Here is a 15,648-nt window from a genome sequence, read left to right as displayed (position 1 = left end):
TGCGGTTAACGCATTGCCTCGCATATATGGCGGCCCGAACCAAACCCAACAAGCCGCCACCTCTCAGTTTGGGCATGATCTTTTCGGAAAACCGGCCTCCACTTTTCCGGATCATGCCCGCCTAATTCCACTCAATTGTGGCTTATTCCGCAGCCTGCTTCGCGCCCCGGACGCCCTGCGCCAGCGACGCCACCAGGTCGGCCACTGCGGCCACCGTCTTGGTGGTCGCCTGCCCTTTTGTGTCGAGGCTGTCGCGCAGCGCATCGACCAGGGCGGTACCGACCACGGCGCCATTGGCCTTTTCAGCGATCGCGCGCGCCGCCTGCGGGGTGCGGATGCCGAAGCCGACACAGACCGGAAGCTTGGTGTGGCGCTTGATACGGGCGACCGCATCGCCGACGGCCTTCGAATCGGCCGCGGCGGCGCCGGTGATACCGGTGATCGAGACGTAGTAGACGAAGCCGGAGGTATTCGCGAGCACGGCGGGCAGACGTTTGTCGTCGGTCGTCGGCGTCGCGAGCCGGATGAAGTTGAGCCCGGCCTTCAGCGCGGGGATGCAGAGCTCGTCGTCCTCCTCCGGCGGCAGGTCGACGATGATGAGGCCGTCGACGCCGGCGACCTTGGCGTCGGCGAGAAACTTGTCGACCCCGTAGATGTAGATCGGATTGTAATAGCCCATCAGCACCAGCGGCGTGGTGTCGTCCTCCTTGCGGAAGCCGCGCACCATCTCGAGCGTCTTCCGCAGGGTCATGCCGCCCTTGAGTGCGCGCAGGCCCGCGGCCTGGATCGACGGACCGTCCGCCATCGGATCGGTGAAGGGCATGCCGATCTCGATGATATCGGCGCCGGCCTTGGGCAGCGCCTTGATGATGTCGAGCGATGTCTTCGGATCGGGATCGCCGGCCATCAGGAAGGTGACGAAAGCCGAGCGGCCTTGTTTTGCGAGTTCGGCAAAGCGTGCGTCGATACGGGTAGTCACTGCTTCTTGCCTTTCAATATCTCCGTGATCTGCGGAATGTCCTTGTCGCCACGGCCGGAAAGATTGACCACCATCAGATGGTCCTTCGGCCGCTTCGGCGCGAGCTCGGTCACCTTGGCGATTGCGTGCGCCGACTCCAGCGCGGGCGGAATGCCTTCCAGCCGCGACAGCAGCATGAAGGCGGCAAGCGCTTCGTCGTCGGTCGCGGAAAGATAGGTGACGCGGCCGGTCTCGTGCAGCCAGGAATGCTCGGGGCCGATGCCGGGATAGTCGAGGCCCGCCGAGATCGAATGCGCATCCTGGATCTGGCCGTCATCGTCCATCAGCAGATAGGTGCGGTTGCCATGCAACACGCCGGCCCGACCGCCCGCGATCGAGGCGGCATGGAGTTGCGTCAGCCCATGGCCCGCCGCTTCGACGCCAAAAATTTCGACCGATGGATCGTCGAGGAACGGATGAAACAGGCCCATCGCGTTGGAGCCGCCGCCGATGCAGGCGACCAGCGAATCCGGCAATCGGCCCTCAGCCTCCTGCATCTGCTTGCGGGTTTCCTCGCCGATCACCGACTGGAAGTCGCGTACCATCATCGGATAGGGATGCGGCCCCGCCACCGTGCCGATACAGTAGAAGGTGTTGTGCACGTTGGTGACCCAGTCGCGCAGCGCCTCGTTCATGGCGTCCTTCAGCGTGCGCGTGCCTGACTGCACCGGCACGACCTTGGCACCCAGCATCTCCATGCGGAACACGTTCGGCGCCTGACGGGCGACATCCACTGCGCCCATATAGACCACGCATTCCAGGCCAAAGCGCGCGCACAGCGTCGCGGTGGCAACGCCATGCTGGCCGGCGCCGGTCTCGGCGATGATGCGCTTCTTGCCCATGCGCCGCGCGACCATGATCTGGCCGAGCACATTGTTCACCTTGTGCGAGCCGGTATGGTTCAGCTCTTCGCGCTTCAGATAGATCTTGGCGCCGCCGAGATGCTCGGTGAGCCGCTCGGCGAAATAGAGCGGCGACGGCCGGCCGACATAGTCCTTGAGATAGCCGTTCATCTCGGTCTGGAACGACGGATCGGCCTTGGCCGCCGCATAGGCTTTTTCCAGATCGAGGATCAGCGGCATCAGCGTTTCCGCGACGAAGCGGCCGCCGAAATTGCCGAAATGCCCGCGTTCGTCGGGACCGGTGCGGAATGAATTGGGCAGGTTGGGATTCATCGGACCATCAGTTCTTCGGTGGCGCGCGCGGCGCGAATGAAATTGCGGATCAGCTCGGGATCCTTGACGCCGGGCGAACTTTCAACGCCGGAGGATACATCGACGCCGCCGGCGCGGGTGACGCGAATGGCCTCCGCCACGTTGTCGACGGTAAGGCCGCCCGAGACCATGAACGGCAGTTGGAGATCGAGCTTTTCCAGCACGTGCCAGTCGAACACGGCGCCCAGCCCGCCGGGGCGAGTAGCGCCCTTCGGCGCGCGGGCGTCGAACAGGATGCGATCGGCAACGCTGGCGTAGCCCGGTAACGCGGCGAGATCGGCTGACGTTTCGACTGCGATCACCTTCATCACCGGAAGGGAAAACTTCGCCTTGATGTCGCGCACCCGCGCGATGGTTTCCTTGCCGTGCAGTTGCAGGAGATCCGGCCGCAGCGTCTCGACGATGTTTTCCAGCGTCGCATCGTCGGCATCGACCGTCAGCGCCACCTTGGTCGCGCGGCCCTTGGCCTGCTTACCGAGTTCGCGCGCGACCTCGAGGCTGAGATGGCGCGGCGACGGCGGAAAGAACACGAAGCCCGCCATGTCGGCGCCCGCCGAGAGCGCTACCTCGAGCGTCTCGCGCGTGGACAGGCCGCAAATTTTGACGAGCAGGGACATGGTCTCTCAGGCGCATAGTTCGAGCCCCGTAACCGGCTGGAACCGGGGCGGACGGGGCGGGTTCTACAACGTCGCGCCCTGCTTGTCTCGCCCGGCGGCCCCATAGAATCCGTAACCGGAGGGCGCCGGAAGCCGCTGCTGATCGGCCCGGGACACCGCCGCCGCGGCGCGCAAATCGGCTGCTTCCGACCTGGCACGGCGGGCATCCGCTTCATGGTGGCGCGCCGCCCGGCGCCAGTGGCGCTGGCGGAACCAGGTCGCCATGCCGCCAGCCACGACGCCCAGAATGGCCACCGTAATGATCACGGCGAACAGCGGCATGCTCACCGCAATCGCCGGATCGGCCGCATTGAAGGGATCGAACGACACCGTCACGAAATGGCGGTTGGCGACCGCAAAGACGATGAAGATCAGCCCTAACGGAATGACGACCAGCGCCGTGAAGAACTTTCGCATGACCATCTCTCGGTGTGATGGAGAAAGGCGGGTACGAGCCCCGCAACACGGCTACATCGCGTCAAAGTCCGAAAAAAGCCTTACGCGCCGGCCTCGGGCGAGCTGTCTTCGCGGTTCAGCCGCTCGCGCATTTCCTTGCCCGTTTTGAAGAACGGGACGCTCTTCTGGTCGACCGGCACATGCGCGCCGGTGCGTGGATTGCGGCCTGCACGCGCCGGGCGATGCTTGACCGAGAAGGCGCCGAAGCCGCGCAGCTCGACACGGTCGCCGCGTGCCAAGGCAGCCACGATCTCATCGAGGATCGCGTTCACAATGTTCTCCACATCCCGCTGATAGAGGTGCGGGTTGTGCTCGGCGATGCGCTGAACAAGTTCGGATTTGATCATCGAAGTTGGGATCCGGGTCGTGCGGATATCCATTTCCGTGAAAATACCTTGAACTGTCAAGACGCTAAATCACTTTTGGGCAACGCGAAATGACGGGACAGGCGACCCGGAAGGGGTTTGTGACGACACCCGCAGTGCGGGAACAGTGGATCCAAAGCAGCCAGTGCGGTTCAGTTGGAGGCAGCAGGACGCCACAACGCCAGCATGCCGTCGAGCGCGAACTGGTCGACCGCCTGCGCGACGCCGGCCTGCTCGATCTGGCGCGCGATGGAACTCAAGCCAAGCGCATCGAACGTGATGGAAGCAGCCGCGCGCAGGAAAGTCAGGTCGCCGAACTGCGGGGTGAGCTTGAAGTCGCGCACCGGCAGGTCGCTTTTGATCTTCTTTTCGGCCACCAGCCACGCAATGGCTGATTTTTCATCGCCGAGCTGATCGACCAGCTTCAATTCGACCGCCTGGCGGCCGGTGAAGACGCGTCCGTCCGCAACCTTTTCGAGCAGCGCCTCATCCATGCCGCGGCGATCCTTCACCAGGCCGCGGAACCAGGCATAGGAATCCTTCACCAACGCATCCAGCGCGGCGCGCGCCTCCGGGCTGGTCGGCTCATAACCGTTGGGCGCAGCCTTCAACGGCGAGGATTTCACCTCCTCGACCTTGACGCCTACGGTCTTCAGAAGCTCTGTAAAATTCGGAAACTGGAACAGCACGCCGATCGAGCCGACCAGTGAGCTCTGGCGGGCGACGATATGATCGGCGGCGAGCGCCGTGATGTAACCGCCCGATGCGGCCAGCCCTTCGACCACCACGACCAGCGGCTTCTTGGCCTTCAGCCGCACCAGGGAATCATAGAGCTGTTCGGAACCGGCCGTAGTGCCGCCCGGCGAGTTGATATGCACGACGACAGCGGCGTGGCTCGATTTCTCCAGCCGCTCCAGCGCCTCGACGCGCTGCTGGTCGCTACGGATCAGTCCCTCGATATTGACGCGCGCGATCGATCCCGACGCCGTCAGCGCGGCCGGCCCGCTCCTGGTCGCGAGCACGCCGACGATGACGATCGCGACAATCGCAACCAGACTGGCCACGACGCGCCAGAAAGTCAGCTTCCGGCGGATCCTGCGGCGATCGACGATCACGTCCGAATCGAGCGACATCGAATTTCTCCTGAAACCATCCGCGCGTTTTGCATCCGCAGCGTGAGCCAAGCGTTACCTGATTACATCAATTGCGGTGCAATATGAAGAAAACAAGACCCCTGCTTCTTCCCTTCTCCCCTTGTGGGAGAAGGTGGATCGACGGCGCGAAGCGGCGGCGAGCCGGATGAGGGGTCTGTCTCCGCGGAGAGAACCCCTCATCCGCCTTCGTTTCGCGAAGGTACCTTCTCCCACAAGGGGAGAAGGATGATACCGCCTCCTGAACGAAAATGGCCCCGGTCGAAACCGGGGCCTGATGTCGCAGACAAATGGGCGAGCGCTTACTTCTCGCGGTTCTTCAGCGCGGTGCCAAGGATGTCGCCCAGCGTGGCGCCCGAATCGGAGGAGCCGTACTGCGCGATGGCTTCCTTCTCTTCGGCCACTTCCAGCGCCTTGATAGAGACCTGCACCTTGCGGGCCTTCTTGTCGAACTGGATCACGCGGGCATCGACCTTCTCGCCGACGGCAAAGCGTTCGGCGCGCTGATCGTTGCGGTCACGGGCAAGCTCTGAGCGCTTGATGAAGGTGGTGAAGTCGGTGCCCGAGATCTTCACCTCGATGCCGGCTTCCTTCACTTCGAGCACTTCGCAGGTCACGACCGCGCCCTTCTTGACGTCGCCAGGCTCTGCGAAGGGGTCGCCTTCGAGCTGCTTGACGCCGAGCGAGATGCGCTCCTTTTCGACATCGACATCGAGCACCACGGCCTTGACCATGTCGCCCTTCTTGAAGTTGTCGATGACCTGCTCGCCCGGAAGCTTCCAGTCGAGGTCGGACAGATGGACCATGCCGTCGACGTCGCCGTCGAGACCCAGGAACAGACCGAACTCGGTCTTGTTCTTGACCTCGCCTTCGACGGTCGAGCCGACCGGGAACTTCTCGACGAAGACTTCCCAGGGGTTACGCATGGTCTGCTTGAGACCGAGCGAGATGCGGCGCTTGACCGAATCGACTTCGAGAACCTGCACTTCGACTTCCTGCGAGGTCGAAACGATCTTGCCGGGGTGCATGTTCTTCTTGGTCCACGACATTTCCGAGACGTGAATCAGGCCTTCGATGCCCGGCTCCAGTTCGACGAACGCGCCGTAGTCGGTGATGTTGGTAACGCGGCCGGTGAAGCGCGCGTTCAGCGGGTACTTGGCCTCGATGCCCTGCCACGGATCGTCCAGCAACTGCTTCATGCCGAGCGAAATGCGGTGGGTCTCGTGGTTGATCTTGATGATCTTGACCTTCACCGTCTGACCGATGGTGAGCACCTCGGTCGGGTGATTGACCCGGCGCCATGCGATATCGGTGACGTGGAGCAGGCCGTCGATGCCGCCGAGATCAACGAACGCACCGTAATCGGTGATGTTCTTGACCACGCCGTCGATCACCTGACCCTCTTCGAGGTTCTGCACCAGCTCCTGGCGCTGCTCGGCGCGGGTCTCTTCGAGAACCGTGCGGCGCGACACCACGATGTTGCCGCGGCGGCGATCCATCTTGAGGATCTGGAACGGCTGCGAGTTGTTCATCAGCGGCGCAACGTCGCGGATCGGACGGATATCGACCTGCGAGCGCGGCAGGAAGGCAACGGCACCGTCGAGGTCGACCGTGAAGCCGCCCTTGACCTGGTTGAAGATGACACCGTGGACCTTCTCGTTGTTGTTGAAGGCCTTCTCGAGCTTGCCCCAGCTTTCCTCGCGGCGCGCCTTGTCGCGCGACAGCACGGCTTCGCCGAGCGCATTCTCGATCCGGTCGAGGAACACCTCGACCTCGTCGCCAACCTTGAGATCGCTTTCGCGGCCGGGGCCGGCGAATTCGCGCAGCGCCACACGGCCTTCGGTCTTCAGGCCGACGTCAATGACGGCCATGTCCTTTTCAATTGCAACTACCTTGCCCTTGATGACGGAGCTTTCCTGCAGATTGCCGCCGGCAAAGGATTCATCAAGCATCGCGGCGAAATCGTCGCGGGTAGGATTATAGGAAGCAGCAGTATTCGAAGCCATTTGTTCTCCAACGCGGGATATTGCCGGCCATTCGGGTTAAAGGGCGCATCGCGCGTGAAGTGTCAGGGGTCCGCAATCCCTGACGACCGCTTTTTGCGGGTTGCGCAAAAGCGGGCCGGCAGCTTGCCTGCACGTTCGATACGTTGATTGTCTATCCGGAGCCTGAAACGAATGTGTCGACTTCAGGAGCCTGGAGCGGACTTTCCTCCAATGACGGCAGGGACTGAACTCTCCTGCCGGCCCGCTCGGACAGCCCTGATCTTATCGACGGCGGCCCGGATGGCGCTGATATAGCCCCCGTGGGCCTTCCGGGCAAGCCGGAAAATGCCCGATTTACGGGCCCTTAACGCTGACGGAGGCTAACCATGGGCCCGCGCATTCAACGCTCTGTTGACCGCATAACGCAAAAGGCCCGTAGGCCCAAACGCGGTGGAACCCGCCCTTAAGCGCCCGCCCCACACGATGGCATGGGTCCAAAGAACAGGGAGAGCTCCACCCATGAAGAGCCTGATCGCTCTGACCGCCTTCGCCGTCTTTACCGTCGCCACCGCCGTTGCCGGCAAACCGGCCGCTTTTGCGACCGACAAGGCGATTGCCGCCGCCAAGTCGAATGCCAAGTCGAAGCCCGTCATGATGGCCGAACAGCAATTGCCGTTCGACCGCAAGCGCGCGAAGAACTGACAAAATCCAGGCCCAATCGAGCAAGCCCAATCGAGGGGGCTTACCGAAAAACGTCACCGCTTGGCGCGGACGGCCTCGACGATCGCAATGGCGGCGCTCACGCTCGCCTCGATATCGAGATTCGAGTTATCGAGGATATGGGCGTCCGCCGCGGCCTTCAGCGGTGCGGCCGCGCGGTTCTTGTCCCGTTCGTCGCGCTTGAGAATGTCGGCCAGCACCGCTGCCTCGTCGGCGGCTTCGCCCCGCGCCAGCGCTTCCAGCGTCCGACGGCGGGCCCGCACCTGCGGGTCGGCGACGACAAAGATCTTCACATCGGCATTCGGGCAGATCACCGTGCCGATGTCGCGCCCGTCGAGCACAGCGCCTGGCGGGTCGGCCGCGAACTGACGCTGAAAATTGACCAAGGCCTCACGTACTTTGGGGATGGCGGACACAACCGAAGCGGCATCGCCGATACGCTGCGACTTCAGCTCGGGATGGCCGAAATTTTCGGGATCGAGTTCCATCGCCACCGTGACTGCGCGCGCCTCATCGGTGAGGTCAAAACCCTGATCCAGCAGCGCCTTTGCCACCGCGCGATAAATCACGCCGGTGTCGAGATGGCGATAGCCGTAATGGTGAGCGAGCCGCTTGCCGAGCGTGCCCTTGCCGGATGCCGCCGGCCCGTCGATAGCGATGATCATGCGTGCCATGTGCACAGAGCGGCGATGATGGTCAAGGCCGCCGCCAAAGGTTGTTGAAGGCAGGATGGGGGAGTCCGCACCGGAACGGTCGCATCTCCCGAATTCCGCAGAGCGAACGGATGCGTCCCAGATGCGTCCAAATGTTCCTCGCCCAGGCCATTATCCGTCTCTAGTCTGAACCGGGGAAATCCAATCAAGGATCTGCAGAAATAGCACCGGTGGGAGGGATGCAATGAACGCGATTTCACGACGTCGCTTTATCGGCAGTGCAGCCGCCGCCTCGGCCATCCCGCTGATCGGGACTTCGGCCGAGGCGCAGGCCGACTGGCCGAGCAAGCCGATCAAGATCATCGCGGGCTATCCCGCCGGCGGGCAGACCGATTTGTTCGCGCGTACCTATGGCGAATACATCCGGGCCGAGACCGGTCAGAACGTGACGGTGGAAAACAAGGCCGGCGCCTCCGGATCGGTCGCAGCCGTCGAAGCCAAGCGCGCCGGGCCCGACGGTTACACGCTGATGTTCACGATCTCGACGACGATGATCATGAACCGGGTTCTGATCAAGGACATCGCTTACGACGCCGACAAGGATTTCATCCTCGTCTCGATCATGCCGGCGGGCAGCCTGCCCTTCGTCGCCAGCGAGAAGACCGGCGCCAAGACGCTCGATGAATTCGTCGCCTATGCGAAGAAAGCCGAGAAGGTCAACATCGGCACCTATGGCGCAGGCTCATACGCGCATATGGCCGTCGCCGAAATGAACAAGCAGTACGGCCTCAAGATGGAAGCGGTTCACTATCGCGGCGAGGCGCCGATGTGGACCGATCTTGCCGGCGGATTTATCGACGGCGCCCACGGCAGCTATTCCGCGGCATTGTCCGTTCTGCAAAGCGGCCGCGGCCACGCCGTCGCCGTTTCGCGCAAGCGCATGTCCACCTTGCCGGATGTGCCGTCTTTCAAGGAGCAAGGCGCGACATCGCGCATCTTCCAATTGACCGGCTTCCAGTGCTGCGCCGCGCCCGCGGGCACGCCGGCGGACGTCATTCAGAAACTGTCAAAACTCCTCGTCGCCGGCGGCAAGACCGAAAAGGTGCTGAAGGTCATGAAATCGTTCGGCGTCGACGACACCGCGATGACCTTCGAGGAGACACAGAAACTCTTCAAGGAAGAATCGCCAGTCTGGCTCGAAGCCGTGACGAGCCTTGGGCTTGCGCCGTCCTGAACCGCACGAGCGAACGCATCATTGGGATGAAATCGGGTACGCTGGTGGCGGTGCCGCGGGCGAGTGCTTCCAGTGCCCGGCGGCGAGCCGACACCTGCGCGCGCTCTTGCCGGCTGCCGCCGACCTGTCGATGCCGATCACCGCGCTGCCCTATGGCTTTGTTGGATTCGGGCCCCGCGCCCGACGCAGCGGCCGTTCTTCGGTGAAAATGTTGCGCGAAGCAAATTCGGCCGGGCTGCTGAAGGTGAGGTATTCGCGCATGGCGTCCGACGGGTTTGTCACCGTAAACCAGCGGTGATTCAGGCGGCGCGCAGGATCGCAGACCCAATGAGGAACACGCCCCAGCCGGCGCTGCTTGGCCAAATATTCGGCGATCGCGCCAATCAGAGCGTCAAGTTGGTCGTCGCCCGTCAGCTTCGGCTCGCGTTCGATCGACGCATAGCGATCCTGATCGGTTTTCGCCAGGTCGAATCTGTCCACAAATTCAGCCAGGACGACGTCGCGTGCCGAACCGGCCTGAATGCATTCAACAGCCTCAGCCAAGGTATTTGGGCGCATCAGCCGCTCCCACGCGCTCCATGTTCTTTAACAGGAATTGCTGTTTCTCAGAAGAAGCAGCGCTTAGTGGAAAATATCGACCCAGCAAAGCGATGGCATCCTCCACGGTGGAAATACCGACGACGCGCATCAAATTCAGGATATCCAGCCGCTCGGTTTCGCCGCGAAGCGGGTCTAGCACACGAAATGCCTTCAGCTTAAGCGCCAACAAATATTCTGCCGAAGGGACCGAAACGACAAGGCCTGCGGCTTCGCCATCACGCGGAAATGTACCGAACTCGAGATGATCGGCGGCGCTATCGGCTAGTGGACTGAGATGAAACGCAACCCGTCATTGAACCAGTCTTCTTGCCAGTTGTTTTGTTGCGCGATTTCGCGGACGACAGTAGCCAGCCAATGAGGCAGCGGATCTTCGAGTTTTGACACATCGACGTCTTCGGTAGCGAACCGAAAATTGCTTGCCAACATCAACGCGGAACCACCCTAAACGGCTATCTGCAACCTCGTTCCAGCCAGTGCCGCCGCCCGGCCAATCCTGTCGAAAGCGTCGAGGAGCGCGTCACGGTCAAAGGCTGTACCCATCGCGCCTACCTCACGAAAACTCCGCGCCCAGCGAACGCATCATCGGGATGAAATCCGGAAAGCTGGTGGCGATGAAGGCGGTGTCGTCGACCTTGACCGGCTTGTCGGCGGCCAGTCCCATTGCCAGCGCCGACATCGCGATGCGATGATCCATGTGGGTGGCGACGAGACCGCCGCCCGGCACGTGGCCGCGGCCCTCGACGATCAGGTCGTCGCCCGTGATCTCGACCTTGACGCCGTTGACGCGCAGCATGGCGGCGGTCGCCTCCAGCCGGTCGGATTCCTTGACACGCAATTCCTGCAGCCCGCGCATGATCGTGGTGCCTTCCGCGAAGGAAGCTGCGACCGCGAGCACCAGGTATTCATCGATCATCGAGGGCGCGCGCTCCGGCGGCACCTCGACGCCGCGCAGTTTGGACGCGCGCACGCGCAAGGTGGCCATCGGCTCGCCGGCGTCGCCGCGCACGTCGCTCTCCCCGATGGAGGCGCCCATCTCGCGCAGCGTCGTGAACAGGCCGGTACGCAGCGGATTGGTCATGACGTCGGAGAAGGTCACGTCCGAGCCCTCGACGACCAGCGCCGCCACGATTGGAAATGCCGCTGACGACGGATCGGCCGGCACCACGACCTCGGCGCCATGCAATTCGGGCTGGCCGGTGAGCGCGATTCTGCGACCGTGGCTGCCTTCCCTGGCCGAGACGATCTCGGCGCCGAAATGTTTCAGCATCAGCTCGGTGTGGTCGCGGCTGGCTTCCTGCTCGATGACGGTGGTGACGCCAGGCGCGGCAAGCCCCGCCAGCAGCACCGCCGACTTGATCTGGGCCGAAGCCACCGGGGTGCGATAAAGGATCGGCACGGGATCGCGCGCGCCGTGCAGCGTCAGCGGCAGACGGCCGCCTTCCCTGGTCTCGCCGGCCTTGGCGCCCATCAATTCGAGGGGATCGAGGATCCGGCGCATCGGACGCGAGCGCAGCGAGGCGTCGCCGTCAAATACCGCCGTGATCGGGCAACCGGCCACCGCCCCCATCACCAGCCGGCATCCGGTACCGGAATTGCCGAAATCGAGCGGAGCAGCCGGTTGGGCGAATCCAGCCACGCCGACGCCTGCGAGCTTCCAGGCGAACGGCCCGGTCCGCTCGACCTTGGCGCCCAGTGCCTGCATGGATTTGGCTGTATTGAGGACATCTTCGCCCTCGAGCAGGCCTGAAATGCGGGTTTCGCCGACCGAAAGCGCCCCCAGGATGAGGGCGCGGTGCGAAATCGACTTGTCGCCGGGAACACGGACTTTCCCGGTCAGGGGGCCACTGGAACGGGATTCCAGCGGGGTTTGGGCGGTTGAATGGGTCAAGATGGGGTCCTCTGCGGGGGCCGCAGTATCACATGGACCCCCCGGCGTCACGCCGCCGTCAAATGCGTCAAACCGCTATTGACAGCGGCCCCTCAACTAGCCAAGTGAAGCACCGTTTTTCGAAAAATTCCCAGGATCCACACGTGGCCAAATCCGACCTCGGAACCAAGCGCATTTGCCCGACGACGGGTAAGAAGTTCTACGACCTGAACAAGAACCCGGTGATTTCGCCCTATACCGGCGAGGTCGTGCCGATTGCGCCGATTGCGCCGCCCCGGGGCCGCGGCGATGCCGCACGTGCCGCTGCCGCCGCAACCACCGCCGCCGACATGCCGGAGCCCGCCGAGGCCGAAGAGTTGGTCTCGCTCGAGGAGGCCGATGCCGAGGAGAACACCGGCAAGGTCAAGGCCCAGGTTCCCGAATCGGAAGACGACATCGAGATCGATGAGACCATCGAGGACGATGACGACGACGATTCGACCTTCATTCCGGACGAGGAAGAGGGCGATGAGGACGTTACCGACATCATCGGTGACGTCGGAGGTGATGAAGAGACTTGAGATCGTCCCAGAACTGTGTTCTGGGTCTCCCCGCGAGTCGCCCAAGGCTCGCGGGAGAGCTTGATCTGGAAAAGTAGTTTTCCGAAATGATCGTGCTCAGGCGTTAGAGTTAAGGGGCCATAGCTCAGCTGGGAGAGCGCTTGCATGGCATGCAAGAGGTCGGCGGTTCGATCCCGCCTGGCTCCACCAGCCTTCGCTTGCTTCGCAAGCTACGGCTCGGCAAGCCACGCCGAGCCCTCTCGTAGCGAAGCAAGCGAAGGCTGCCGCGGCGTAGCCCGAAGGGCGAAGCCGGGCTCTATCCGACAGTACTGATAAACCTGCCCCGAAAGCGGTATCCTGCGAAGGCTTTCTCAGCGTGGCCAGCAGCAGGGCAGCCGGATGAAATACGTCTACATTCTGGAAAGTCTCGATTCGGCGCACTTCTACGTCGGCATCACCGACGACTTGCGCGCACGATTAGCAAAGCACAACGCTGGCGAGGTCCCGCACACTTCGAAGTACGGCCCGTGGCGAATCAAAACGTATGTGGCGTTCAGCAACGAGGCGCAGGCTGTGGCATTCGAGAAGTACCTGAAGTCTGCGTCCGGCCGCGCCTTCGCGAAGAAGCGCCTCTAGCCTTCGCCCCCTACTCCCGCAGCACCGCATTCAACCGATCACGCAGCGCGACGATCTCGTTCTTCATCGCCACGAGTTCACCGACGGAGCAGGCTGATGCCGCCAGGATCGATTGCGGCACGGCTCGCGCTTTCTCCCGCAGCGCCTCGCCCTTTGCCGTCAGCGCTATCAACACCTGCCGCTCGTCTTCGGTGCTGCGGGTTCGCTTGATCAGCTCGGCGGCCTCCAGCCGCTTGAGCAGCGGCGTCAGCGTGCCGGAATCCAGGAACAGCCGCTCCCCGATATCCTTCACCGGCACGCCATCGCGCTCCCACAGCACCAGCATGACCAGATATTGCGGATAGGTCAGACCGAGCTTGTCGAGCAGCGGCTTGTAAACGCGGTTGAACGCGTGCGCGGTGGAATACACCGCAAAGCAGATTTGATTGTCGAGCCGCAGCGGAAAATCCGCCGAAGATTTCCTGGCCATCACGACCTCGTTAACGGGCAGCGTCCATGCCCCGATCTAGAGTCCCTAAGCGCTTGATTTCAATTGCATACAATCAAATTGCGCCGCCTGCAATAATATATATTGCGCACAATCTAATTGTGTGCAATATATAATCCATCGAAACGGCAAACCAAAGGGAGACCACCATGTCCGTGAACGTGCTCTACAAGACCAGCGCCAAGGCCACCGGCGGCCGCGACGGCACCGCCGCAACGCTCGACGGCGCGCTCGATGTCAAGCTCGCCACGCCGAAGGAACTCGGTGGCGGCGGTGGCGCCGGCAACAATCCCGAGCAGTTGTTCGCGGCCGGCTATGCCGCCTGCTTCATCGGCGCGATGAAGTTCGTCGCCTCGCAAGGCGGCCCGAAGGTGCCGGCGGACGCTACAGTGACCTCCACTGTCGGTATCGGACCACGCTCGGAAGGCGGCTTTGGCCTTGATATTGATCTCGCCGTCTCGCTGCCCGGCGTTCCCAAGGCGGAAGCGGAAGCCCTGGTCGCCAAGGCCCACCAGGTATGCCCCTACTCCAACGCCACCCGCGGCAACGTGGATGTGCGCCTGACGGTCGTGTAACGACCGGCGGTCATGTAACGACCGGCGTCGTCTGACAACGCGACCCGGACGGCCCGTCGCCGATACGACGGGCCGTTCACCTCGCGGAATTTTTTCGACACCTGCTACGGCGGCGGCGTCATGCGCCTGTGCGCGCGACGCCATTGCTGCCACGCCTGAAGACCGCTAGCTCAGGGCTTCCATTCTCATCCTGAGCGAAGGTTTTCTCCATGAGTTCTACCGGCGCAATGACCGGCCTGCGCGTGATCGATCTGACGCGCGTGCTCGGCGGCCCCTATTGCACGCAAATTCTCGCCGATCACGGCGCCGACGTGATCAAGGTCGAGCCGCCGGCCGGCGACGAGGTGCGCGACTGGGGTCCTCCCTTCCACGAGGAGGACGCGGCTTATTTCGTCGGTATCAACCGCAACAAACGCTCGATCGGGCTCGACCTCGCCTCCGAAGGCGGGCGCGCGGTGCTGATGAAATTGCTGGAGACCGCCGACGTCCTGATCGAGAATTTCAAGCCGGGCACGCTCGACAAATGGGGCATCGGCAACGACGTGCTGCGCGCGAGATTTCCGAAGCTGGTGCATTGCCGGATTTCCGGCTTTGGTGCCGACGGCCCGCGCGGTGGCAATCCCGGCTATGACGCGATCATCCAGGCCATGACCGGCATGATCGCGGCGACCGGCTCGCCCGAAAGCGGCCCGATGCGGATCGGTGTTCCCCTCGTCGACATCACGACAGGACTTTATGCCGCGATCGGCATCCTGATGGCGCTGTCGGAGCGGCAGCGTTCCGGTTTGGGACAGTTTCTCGAAACCACGCTGTATGAAACCGGCCTTGCGATCATGCATCCACATACCGCGAATTATTTCATGCACGGCAAGCCGCCGGGACTGACCGGCAATGAGCATCCGAATCTGGTGCCGTATGCGATCTTCCCGACCAAAACCGACAACATCTTCATCGGCGTCGGCAATGACGGTACCTTCCGCAAGCTCGCCAAGGAAATCGGCAAGCCCGAGCTCGGCACCGATCCGCGCTTTGCCCGCAACAAGGACCGCATCGCCAACCGCGACGCGCTGCGCGCCGAGCTTGCCGCCGTGTTCAGCCAGCACGAGGCTGAGCCGCTCTGCAATCGCCTGCTCGCGGCCGGTCTGCCGGCCGGCCCGGTGCAGAAGATCGACCAGGCGCTGGCCAATCCGCATACGCTGCATCGCGGCGATATCATCGAGAAGGACTGGTACAAGGGCGTCGCCTCGCCGATCCGGCTGGAGCGGACCAAGCCGAGCCTGCGCCGTACTCCGCCGAAATTCAGCCAGCACACATCAGAGGTGCTCGGCGAGTTCGGCTATTCGAAGGGCGAGATCGAGGCGCTGGTCGCCACAGGCGCGGTCTGCGGCTCCGACCGCAAGCGGTAACCGTCGGTCGCCCCTGCCTTGTGCGCAATTGCGCACAGGCGCAGGGGGCCTATACGCCGCGGCGT

The 15,648-nt window shown here is 63.0% G+C and carries 18 protein-coding genes and 1 tRNA gene; 7 read left to right on the top strand and 12 right to left on the bottom strand.

Features of this window, described 5'->3' with window-relative positions:
• Nucleotides 1-142: 142 nt before the first annotated feature.
• The 7 genes from trpA to rpsA form a co-directional block, all read right to left on the bottom strand.
• Complete coding sequence (gene trpA, locus LMTR21_RS00645; RefSeq protein WP_065752471.1) at nt 143-979, bottom strand: tryptophan synthase subunit alpha; 837 nt, start codon at nt 977-979, stop codon at nt 143-145.
• Entirely contained in the window at nt 976-2,193 is a 1,218-nt protein-coding gene (trpB, locus tag LMTR21_RS00640; protein WP_065752470.1) for a tryptophan synthase subunit beta, read from the bottom strand. The genes trpA and trpB overlap by 4 nt, the downstream gene beginning before the upstream one ends.
• Entirely contained in the window at nt 2,190-2,849 is a 660-nt protein-coding gene (locus tag LMTR21_RS00635) for a phosphoribosylanthranilate isomerase (protein WP_065752469.1), read from the bottom strand. The genes trpB and LMTR21_RS00635 overlap by 4 nt, the downstream gene beginning before the upstream one ends.
• A 63-nt stretch (nt 2,850-2,912) precedes the next feature.
• Nucleotides 2,913-3,305 (bottom strand): LapA family protein, encoded by a 393-nt coding sequence (locus LMTR21_RS00630; protein ID WP_065752534.1) that lies wholly within the window; start codon nt 3,303-3,305, stop codon nt 2,913-2,915.
• Between the two features lie 80 nt (nt 3,306-3,385).
• Nucleotides 3,386-3,691 (bottom strand): integration host factor subunit beta, encoded by a 306-nt coding sequence (locus LMTR21_RS00625; RefSeq protein WP_065752468.1) that lies wholly within the window; start codon nt 3,689-3,691, stop codon nt 3,386-3,388.
• Between the two features lie 170 nt (nt 3,692-3,861).
• A complete protein-coding gene (sppA, locus tag LMTR21_RS00620; protein ID WP_065752467.1) occupies nt 3,862-4,842 on the bottom strand; it encodes a signal peptide peptidase SppA in 981 nt (326 codons plus the stop codon).
• A 320-nt stretch (nt 4,843-5,162) separates the two neighbouring features.
• On the bottom strand, nt 5,163-6,866 hold the full coding sequence (rpsA, locus tag LMTR21_RS00615; RefSeq protein WP_065752466.1) for a 30S ribosomal protein S1: 1,704 nt from the start codon (nt 6,864-6,866) through the stop codon (nt 5,163-5,165).
• Nucleotides 6,867-7,364: 498 nt separating this feature from the next.
• Here rpsA and LMTR21_RS00610 point away from each other — a divergent pair, with 498 nt between their 5' ends.
• Entirely contained in the window at nt 7,365-7,547 is a 183-nt protein-coding gene (locus LMTR21_RS00610; protein ID WP_065752465.1) for a hypothetical protein, read from the top strand.
• A 53-nt stretch (nt 7,548-7,600) separates the two neighbouring features.
• Here the strand turns inward: LMTR21_RS00610 and cmk are convergent, their stop codons facing one another.
• Nucleotides 7,601-8,230 carry a (d)CMP kinase gene (cmk, locus tag LMTR21_RS00605; protein ID WP_065752533.1) on the bottom strand — a complete coding sequence of 210 codons (630 nt, stop codon included), beginning with the start codon at nt 8,228-8,230 and terminating at the stop codon, nt 7,601-7,603.
• 232 nt (nt 8,231-8,462) lie between these two features.
• Here cmk and LMTR21_RS00600 point away from each other — a divergent pair, with 232 nt between their 5' ends.
• Nucleotides 8,463-9,452, top strand: a complete 990-nt coding sequence (locus LMTR21_RS00600) for a Bug family tripartite tricarboxylate transporter substrate binding protein (protein ID WP_065752464.1) — start codon at nt 8,463-8,465, stop codon at nt 9,450-9,452.
• A 150-nt stretch (nt 9,453-9,602) separates the two neighbouring features.
• Here the strand turns inward: LMTR21_RS00600 and LMTR21_RS00595 are convergent, their stop codons facing one another.
• From LMTR21_RS00595 to aroA, 3 genes are all read right to left on the bottom strand, one after another.
• Nucleotides 9,603-10,010 carry a hypothetical protein gene (locus LMTR21_RS00595; RefSeq protein WP_065752463.1) on the bottom strand — a complete coding sequence of 136 codons (408 nt, stop codon included), beginning with the start codon at nt 10,008-10,010 and terminating at the stop codon, nt 9,603-9,605.
• Nucleotides 9,988-10,218 carry a hypothetical protein gene (locus LMTR21_RS40500; RefSeq protein ID WP_065752462.1) on the bottom strand — a complete coding sequence of 77 codons (231 nt, stop codon included), beginning with the start codon at nt 10,216-10,218 and terminating at the stop codon, nt 9,988-9,990. The genes LMTR21_RS00595 and LMTR21_RS40500 overlap by 23 nt, the downstream gene beginning before the upstream one ends.
• A 384-nt stretch (nt 10,219-10,602) precedes the next feature.
• The gene (aroA, locus tag LMTR21_RS00585; RefSeq protein WP_065752461.1) at nt 10,603-11,940 is read right to left on the bottom strand and encodes a 3-phosphoshikimate 1-carboxyvinyltransferase; all 1,338 of its coding nucleotides are present in this window, start codon (nt 11,938-11,940) and stop codon (nt 10,603-10,605) included.
• Between the two features lie 143 nt (nt 11,941-12,083).
• Here aroA and LMTR21_RS00580 point away from each other — a divergent pair, with 143 nt between their 5' ends.
• From LMTR21_RS00580 to LMTR21_RS00570, 3 genes are all read left to right on the top strand, one after another.
• Nucleotides 12,084-12,500 (top strand): TIGR02300 family protein, encoded by a 417-nt coding sequence (locus LMTR21_RS00580; RefSeq protein WP_065752460.1) that lies wholly within the window; start codon nt 12,084-12,086, stop codon nt 12,498-12,500.
• Between the two features lie 113 nt (nt 12,501-12,613).
• A tRNA-Ala gene (locus LMTR21_RS00575) sits at nt 12,614-12,689 on the top strand.
• Between the two features lie 189 nt (nt 12,690-12,878).
• Nucleotides 12,879-13,115, top strand: coding sequence for a GIY-YIG nuclease family protein (locus tag LMTR21_RS00570; RefSeq protein ID WP_065752459.1), 237 nt, complete (start codon nt 12,879-12,881; stop codon nt 13,113-13,115).
• Between the two features lie 10 nt (nt 13,116-13,125).
• On the opposite strand, the gene LMTR21_RS00565 is transcribed toward LMTR21_RS00570, so the two are convergent.
• The gene (locus LMTR21_RS00565) at nt 13,126-13,584 is read right to left on the bottom strand and encodes a MarR family winged helix-turn-helix transcriptional regulator (protein WP_065752458.1); all 459 of its coding nucleotides are present in this window, start codon (nt 13,582-13,584) and stop codon (nt 13,126-13,128) included.
• Nucleotides 13,585-13,751: 167 nt separating this feature from the next.
• On the opposite strand from LMTR21_RS00565, the gene LMTR21_RS00560 reads away from it, so the two are divergent.
• Together LMTR21_RS00560 and LMTR21_RS00555 are read left to right on the top strand one after the other, a co-directional pair.
• Complete coding sequence (locus LMTR21_RS00560) at nt 13,752-14,177, top strand: organic hydroperoxide resistance protein (protein ID WP_057837514.1); 426 nt, start codon at nt 13,752-13,754, stop codon at nt 14,175-14,177.
• Between the two features lie 209 nt (nt 14,178-14,386).
• Nucleotides 14,387-15,583: a CaiB/BaiF CoA transferase family protein gene (locus tag LMTR21_RS00555; RefSeq protein ID WP_065752457.1), complete on the top strand. Its 1,197-nt coding sequence runs from the start codon at nt 14,387-14,389 to the stop codon at nt 15,581-15,583.
• Nucleotides 15,584-15,648: the final 65 nt, after the last annotated feature.

Source organism: Bradyrhizobium paxllaeri, from assembly GCF_001693515.2.
In the GTDB taxonomy this organism is placed as follows: Bacteria; Pseudomonadota; Alphaproteobacteria; order Rhizobiales; family Xanthobacteraceae; genus Bradyrhizobium; species Bradyrhizobium paxllaeri.
Note: the sequence above shows the minus strand (reverse complement) of the source record. Positions and strands in the feature narration are given on the sequence as shown.

Excerpts from the sequence above, each read along its gene's own strand:
- trpB (WP_065752470.1), bottom strand. The coding sequence starts at position 2,193 with ATGAATCCCAACCTGCCCAATTCATTCCGCACCGGTCCCGACGAACGC.
- LMTR21_RS00635 (WP_065752469.1), bottom strand. The coding sequence starts at position 2,849 with ATGTCCCTGCTCGTCAAAATTTGCGGCCTGTCCACGCGCGAGACGCTC.
- LMTR21_RS00630 (WP_065752534.1), bottom strand. The coding sequence starts at position 3,305 with ATGCGAAAGTTCTTCACGGCGCTGGTCGTCATTCCGTTAGGGCTGATC.
- LMTR21_RS00625 (WP_065752468.1), bottom strand. The coding sequence starts at position 3,691 with ATGATCAAATCCGAACTTGTTCAGCGCATCGCCGAGCACAACCCGCAC.
- sppA (WP_065752467.1), bottom strand. The coding sequence starts at position 4,842 with ATGTCGCTCGATTCGGACGTGATCGTCGATCGCCGCAGGATCCGCCGG.
- rpsA (WP_065752466.1), bottom strand. The coding sequence starts at position 6,866 with ATGGCTTCGAATACTGCTGCTTCCTATAATCCTACCCGCGACGATTTC.
- LMTR21_RS00610 (WP_065752465.1), top strand. The coding sequence starts at position 7,365 with ATGAAGAGCCTGATCGCTCTGACCGCCTTCGCCGTCTTTACCGTCGCC.
- cmk (WP_065752533.1), bottom strand. The coding sequence starts at position 8,230 with ATGATCATCGCTATCGACGGGCCGGCGGCATCCGGCAAGGGCACGCTC.
- LMTR21_RS00600 (WP_065752464.1), top strand. The coding sequence starts at position 8,463 with ATGAACGCGATTTCACGACGTCGCTTTATCGGCAGTGCAGCCGCCGCC.
- LMTR21_RS00595 (WP_065752463.1), bottom strand. The coding sequence starts at position 10,010 with ATGCGCCCAAATACCTTGGCTGAGGCTGTTGAATGCATTCAGGCCGGT.
- LMTR21_RS00570 (WP_065752459.1), top strand. The coding sequence starts at position 12,879 with ATGAAATACGTCTACATTCTGGAAAGTCTCGATTCGGCGCACTTCTAC.
- LMTR21_RS00565 (WP_065752458.1), bottom strand. The coding sequence starts at position 13,584 with ATGGCCAGGAAATCTTCGGCGGATTTTCCGCTGCGGCTCGACAATCAA.
- LMTR21_RS00560 (WP_057837514.1), top strand. The coding sequence starts at position 13,752 with ATGTCCGTGAACGTGCTCTACAAGACCAGCGCCAAGGCCACCGGCGGC.
- LMTR21_RS00555 (WP_065752457.1), top strand. The coding sequence starts at position 14,387 with ATGAGTTCTACCGGCGCAATGACCGGCCTGCGCGTGATCGATCTGACG.